Annotated in this window: 6 protein-coding genes and 1 pseudogene; 5 read left to right on the plus strand and 2 right to left on the minus strand. The window is 42.2% G+C overall.

The features are described 5' to 3' along the window. From QZ735_RS11975 to QZ735_RS11985, 3 genes and pseudogenes are all read left to right on the plus strand, one after another. Positions 1-224, plus strand: a pseudogene (locus QZ735_RS11975) (phenylalanine--tRNA ligase subunit alpha); the annotation flags it as partial. An 88-nt stretch (positions 225-312) separates the two neighbouring features. Beyond that, positions 313-2,043: a HAMP domain-containing sensor histidine kinase gene (locus QZ735_RS11980; RefSeq protein WP_294248664.1), complete on the plus strand. Its 1,731-nt coding sequence runs from the start codon at positions 313-315 to the stop codon at positions 2,041-2,043. Beyond that, a complete protein-coding gene (locus QZ735_RS11985; RefSeq protein ID WP_294248668.1) occupies positions 2,024-2,668 on the plus strand; it encodes a response regulator transcription factor in 645 nt (214 codons plus the stop codon). The genes QZ735_RS11980 and QZ735_RS11985 overlap by 20 nt, the downstream gene beginning before the upstream one ends. 457 nt (positions 2,669-3,125) lie before the next feature. On the opposite strand, the gene QZ735_RS11990 is transcribed toward QZ735_RS11985, so the two are convergent. Further along, positions 3,126-3,896 carry a DUF3108 domain-containing protein gene (locus QZ735_RS11990; protein WP_294248671.1) on the minus strand — a complete coding sequence of 257 codons (771 nt, stop codon included), beginning with the start codon at positions 3,894-3,896 and terminating at the stop codon, positions 3,126-3,128. Positions 3,897-4,049: 153 nt separating this feature from the next. On the opposite strand from QZ735_RS11990, the gene QZ735_RS11995 reads away from it, so the two are divergent. Both QZ735_RS11995 and QZ735_RS12000 read left to right on the plus strand, forming a co-directional pair. Continuing rightward, positions 4,050-5,105 (plus strand): NAD(P)/FAD-dependent oxidoreductase, encoded by a 1,056-nt coding sequence (locus QZ735_RS11995; RefSeq protein WP_294248674.1) that lies wholly within the window; start codon positions 4,050-4,052, stop codon positions 5,103-5,105. A gap of 74 nt (positions 5,106-5,179) precedes the next feature. After that, positions 5,180-5,509 (plus strand): ferredoxin, encoded by a 330-nt coding sequence (locus QZ735_RS12000; RefSeq protein WP_294248676.1) that lies wholly within the window; start codon positions 5,180-5,182, stop codon positions 5,507-5,509. Positions 5,510-5,564: 55 nt separating this feature from the next. Here QZ735_RS12000 and QZ735_RS12005 read toward each other — a convergent pair. Then, the coding region (locus QZ735_RS12005; protein ID WP_294248679.1) for a (p)ppGpp synthetase at positions 5,565-6,476 on the minus strand (912 nt) is incomplete at its 5' end.

The following is a 6,476-nucleotide window of genomic DNA, read 5'->3' on the forward strand; positions in this document are numbered from 1 at the left end:
CGGATTACAGAATTACCAAAGGGACCGGATGGCTGGAAATCATGGGCTGCGGAATGGTAGACCCGGCAGTACTGAAAAATGTAAATATCGACCCTGAAAAATATTCGGGATATGCCTTCGGAATGGGTATTGAACGTATTGTAATGCTGCTGTACCAGATGAGCGATATCAGGATGTTCTTCGAAAACGATATCCGTACGCTGGAACAGTTTAAAACCTTGTAACACGTATTTTTGTATAAAAATTGAGATCCTGTAAAAATTGAGTTTACAGGATTTTTTTATTACTTTTATCCACAGAAATTACGCAAATATGGTTAAAAAGATTTTGAGATTCAGATCCAGGAAGATTGTCCATTATTCCCTTATACTGTGCATCCTGTTCATACAGCTTCTGATTGCCGGATTTTTTTATAACGAATTTGTAACCCGGAAAAATTTAATTTTTATAGAAAAGCAGCTTAAGGAAATCCAGTCGCTTGAAGACCTTACGGATCATTCCCGGGATGAGCTCCTGAAAGCGCAAAGGGATTTTCAGCAATATGTTATTACGGAAGATCATCAGTATCTGGATGCCTACTTTACCTCTTTGCAGCAGTTGGGTAAAAACCTGGACAGCATCAGCCTTTATGAAAACCGTTATCCCAAGCTCAGGAACCTTCTCACTTCACAGGAAAAAGATCCGATGAAAATAAAAAAGTTCAAATCACTGATTGATTCCACCTATGAATATTCTGCCAAAGCAGATTTCAGAATAAAAAACAACCTGCCTGAACTGAAGAAATATAACCTGGACTATAATTTTGACAAATTTAATATTGAAACAAAGACATTCTCTGATACGGTAAAGAAAAAAGGGCTTTTCGGGCGTCTGGGTGATGCCATATCCGGTAAGGAGAATGTGCGTAAGGAAAGCACGGTGATAACGGTGAAACACGGCAAGACTCCGGATCCGGCTACGATTAAAGCTGAGTTCGACAGCATTATCAGGCTGGTGAACAATCATTATACCGGACAGGTCAAAAAAATCCAGGTGAATGTTACTGAAAAGGAAAACAATAACGGAAAGTTTTATAAAATTTTCAGCAACCTGCTGGTATACAGCAATGGATTGATGAATATCTACGAATTTGCCATCAAGGATTCAAAATCTGATCTTGAGAAAGAATACCGCAGCCGGAATTCAGCAAATAACAGAGTCAGGACCTATCTTATCTTCGGGGCACTCATCCTCATGTTTATCGTTTCAATACTGATCATGCTTCTGACCAGAATAGCATTTATCTACGAAAAGAAACTGAATGCTGCCAATCAGCAGATCAATGAAAACCTGAAATTCAAAAACCGGATTCTGGGAATGCTGAGCCATGAATTGCGGTCACCACTGAAAATCATAGGGATTTTTATTAACAGGATTGGTAAAAAAACGGATGACCTCACGATCAGAGAATATCTGAAATCTATCAGTTTTACCAACGACACCCTTCTGATGCAGGCAAATCAGATCCTGGAATATACCAAAAACCAGCAGGTGCAGAACAGGCTGGTCCCTGCGATATTTAACCTGAAAGAAGAAATAAATTCGATCCTGAGGTCGATAGAGCCTTATATAGAAACCCGGAACAACTGTTTTATCATTCAGGAAAATATAGATTCCGGACTTGTGGTATATTCCGACCCTACAAAAATCAATCAGCTGTATATGAATATTCTGGGAAATGCCAATAAATTTACGGAGAACGGAAAGATTAGCGTTGCTGCGAAGACGGAGCCTGTTGATGAAAAAACGGTTTTGCTGATTACGGAAATCAGTGATACCGGTTCCGGGATCTCAAGCTCCGATCTGGATAAAATATTTGAGCCTTATTACCAGGGAGTATTGTCTGAAGAGGTGGAAAATCTCGGAGCCGGGCTTGGTTTAAGCCTCTGCAAAGAGCTTGTAGAGCTTTATTCAGGAAGTATAAAAGTGCTTAGCGAGGCAGGCAAGGGAACAACGGTCATTTTCTCTTTACATTTACCGGTATATGAATCTGCAGGAGCATAAGCCATTGGTATTTCTGCTGGCGGACGACCATAGCCTCATCCGTCAGGGAATTGTATTTCTTCTCGAAGAAATGGATTTTGAATATGAAGTCATTCATGCATCCAGCCTGCAGCAACTGAAAGAACGTATTGCGTCACATTCCATAGATATTGCCATTATAGATGCCCATTTCCCGGATGGAAACCTCCTGCACACGCTGCCGGAAATCCGTAAGGCATGCCCAGGATCCAAAATCCTCATCTTTACCGGGATTGAGGAAAGTACCCATGCGCTGAAATTTCTAAATGCCGGTGCCAACGGGTTTCTGAGCAAGCTCAATGAAGAGGAAGAAATCCGGAAGGCCCTCCTTACCCTGATCCGGCAGGGCGAATACATTTCCCCATCCACGCAGGCGCTTCTGATGAATTCCCTGCACAACCCCGGTCTGGTCAATCCGCTGTTCTCCCTTACAGAACGGGAACGGGAAATCGCAGGACTGTATGCAGCCGGGTACGGCAATCTTGAAATTGCCAACAAACTCGAGGTAAAGCAAAATACGATCAGTACCCTTAAGAAAAGGATATTTGATAAACTGCATATTGATAATTTGGTGGAATTAATTGAAATGGTTAAAAAACATCAGTAAATATCCACCGGTATTCCGGAGATAGCGGTTGTCTGTATTTTATAAATAATTGGAAATCTGTATTTTATTGTTTTTTGTAGAAAAATATCTACAATACCGTAGATAAATATCGAATTGATCTGGTAGGATTTTATGATGGCGTATGGGTATCTTTGTATCAGTAATAATAACTATTAACACCTATAACTACAAAGGCCCTGGTTCTGAGCACACAGATGATGAAACACCATATCAGAATCAGGGATCCTAAAGCACAGATGACGCAGGTATCTTTACAGAGATACCGGTTCAGATTCTCCGGAAACTGGACAGCCTAAAAAAACACATCATGAAAACACGAAAAAAAATTATTTCCCTCCGGTATCCCTCCCGGAGGTTTTTTTTTGCCCGGTGGATTGGGCTGTTAATAAGTAAATGCCCGCAGTTTGCAGGCATTGTTGTGTTTCTTTGTGATTATTTAGCGGGTAAACCGCAGAGGATATTTCACGTTTTTATAATCATCGATACTGGCTTTCAGGGAACCTACCGCAAGTTCGGCTTTCAGGAGGATCGGTATATGGTTGAGGTCATTGGAAACCCACATCACCACTCCTTCTTTTTCCCTGAATACCCTCCCGCTCTTCACCGAAGGGATGATCTTCAGGCAGTTGATCGTTCCGAATTTTGTCTCCAGATTCTCCGTTCCCGCCACTTTAAGCTGAAAAGGGAACATTTCATCATCAATCCATACATTCATATTGATTACACTCCCGGTTTTAAGCTCAGCAGGACTCTTGCTTCTCAGATAATAAAAACAGGAAAGCATATCCTGTACTCCTCTTACGGACTTAATCACCTTTGATCCGTTGGCCGGGGTCTTTTTGTCCGTTAATATCAGGGTATTGTTATCATGGTTGAATACGGTTTCCAGGTGCTGCCGGTAACTGCCTTCCTTTACATTTCTCACATAAAAACTCGGGAGTTCCGTATTCATATTGATATAGCTTTCGTAAAGATCGTCTACCTTAAAAAAAGCTTTTACGGCTCCGGTGGTCTGTCCGGTACCTCTTACATACAGATGGGGCGCTCCTCTGTAGGTACTTTTTCTGGCAGTAAGGTTGGCTGTACCTGCATTCAGGAAACCATAATGGATCCTTAAAGTAATGGATTCCCCGTCTGCAATCGTATTGATCTGGCCGGAACCGAAAAGGAAGAACAACACCGTAAGTACACTCAAAATTTTTTTCATAATCAGATTTTAGACAAATTCTTTCAATCATTAGATGCAAAAAACCGGCAAAGGTTTGATAAATCTCAGTTTTTTATTTAGACTGAATTAAAAGGCTTCGCTTTAAAATTAGTAAATTTGCAGTTACAAGTATAAATAAATTATCTTACAATTATGATAACGACCGATATATTGATCATAGGAGCCGGCCCGACCGGTCTTTTTGCTGTATTTGAAGCAGGTTTACTGAAAATGAAGTGCCACATCATCGATGCACTTCCCCAGCCGGGAGGCCAGCTGGCAGAGCTGTATCCTAAAAAGCCGATCTTCGATATTCCGGGTTATCCTTCTGTAAATGCAGGTGAGCTGGTAGATAACCTGATGGAGCAGATCAAGCAGTTCCAGCCGGGATTCACGCTGGGAGAAACTGCTGTTTCTTATACTAAAGTTGATGACGAATGGTTTGAAGTAATTACCAATAAGGGAACGGTACACAGGGCAAAGGCTATTGCCATTGCAGGTGGTCTGGGAACATTTGAACCGAGGAAGCCCGCTCTTGAAAATATTGCCGATTATGAAGAAAAAGGCCTTGAATATTTCGTGAAGGAGCCTGAACATTTCCGAAATAAGAAAGTAGTGATTGCCGGCGGCGGAGATTCTGCGCTGGACTGGAGCATCTTTCTTTCCAATGTAGCCAGCGAAGTAACGCTGATCCACAGGAGAAACGAGTTCCGTGGCGCATTGGATTCCGTAGAGAAAGTTCAGGAGCTTAAAAACCAGGGGAAAATTAAATTAATTACTCCGGCTGAAGTTACTGCGATCAAAGGAGACGGGAAAGTAGAAGCGATTACAGTAGCCGTTGACGGACAGGAAGCCTATGATATGGAAACGGATTATTTTATTCCTTTATTCGGACTGACGCCAAAACTGGGGGAAATCGGGAACTGGGGACTGAATATCGAAAAAAATGCCATCGTGGTAAACAACGCGCTGGATTACCAGACCAATATCGACGGAATTTATGCCATCGGGGACATCAATACCTACCCGGGAAAACTGAAGCTGATCCTTTGCGGATTCCATGAAGCGACCCTGATGTGCCAGAGTGTATACAACCGGCTGAACCCGGGGAAGAAATTCGTTCTGAAGTACACTACGGTAAGTGGGGTGGACGGATTCGACGGAAGCAGAAAAGAGGCGGAGAAAGCCGTTGTGAAAAAAATTGACTAAATTTGTGGCGGTTGGCGGATATGATCTGTTATAAAACAGACGGACATCAACCGGGATCAGCATAAGCAATAGAAATGAGTGATATAAATATAAAAATTACCGATAGGGAAGGGGTTACCCACGATGTAGTGGCTCCGACGGATATGTCTATGAACCTTATGGAAATCATCCGTTCCTATGAACTTGCAGAAGAAGGGACCATCGGCGTTTGCGGAGGAATGGCGATGTGTGCATCGTGTCAGGTGTATGTAATCAATGATCCTGGACTTGAACCGATGGGTGATGAAGAAGATGCCATGCTGGGGGAAGCTTTCCATGTGGAAGACAACAGCAGATTGGGATGCCAGCTGCATATTGTCCCTGAAATGGAAGGACTGGAAGTGGAAATTGCTCCTTATCCGTAATGTATTTTAACTTGAAACATAACAAGCCTCCCGGAGATTGCTCCGGGAGGCTTTTTTATTTTGTATTGTGCTTGCTCTGAAGATAATGGATCAGCCAGAGGATGGGAGCGCCCTGAGGAATGGCAAATTTGATGCTCCGGTCCTTCAGGTTTTTATTAACCGATTTCAGATAACTGATCTCACTGGTAATGATTTCGTCCTTATGATGCAGAAGCTGATCTTCAAGCTGTATCAGGTTCAGTATCCCCAGGTCTTTTAGCTGTGCCGGGAAATGATTTGCCGAAATGTAAGCGGTATCGAATTTTGACTGGCCGGGTGTCCTGAGCGCTTTTCTTACCTGGCTTTCAATCTCGCGCAGCAACGGGTTCTTTTTTACAAAGGCAATAATGGTTGGCTCATTAATGTTGATCAGCTCCCTTTTATTTTTAAGGTTCCTGCTTACCGAATTTTCAAATTCGTGAATTTCTTTTTTCAGCTTGGTAAATTCAATATCCGCCTGTTCCAGAAGGGCGGCGACCCGGTAGAAGGTCCGTTGTGCCTTTTCAGGAATATCGGTCACCGATTTATAGCCCAGGTCATGTTCAATTTCTGCCCATGAATGCTGGAGAATACTTCTGATCTGAATTTCAAACCTGATATTTCTATAGTCTGCATATTCCTTTGACTTTGCTTTCTGTTCATTGACCTGCAGGATAAAATGAATGCTTTTATAGCCGAATTTATCAATCTCAATATGCCCTTTATCAACGGAATTGCTCCAGTCTACCGTAAATTCACGGTTAAGGATTTCCTCGATTTTAGAAATGTCATCTTCAAAATAGGTAATGATCCTCACGCCTAAAATATCGGTAATCTCATCAAGGCTGGTATATTTGTCTTTTTTAATGATCTTCTGGGCAAGGCTTGCTCTCGTTTTCACGCGGCTGTTGATCTGATGGAGGGGAATTTTCCTGCATAGTTTTTTCAG

Source organism: uncultured Chryseobacterium sp. (assembly GCF_913776365.1).
Lineage (GTDB): Bacteria > Bacteroidota > Bacteroidia > Flavobacteriales > Weeksellaceae > Chryseobacterium.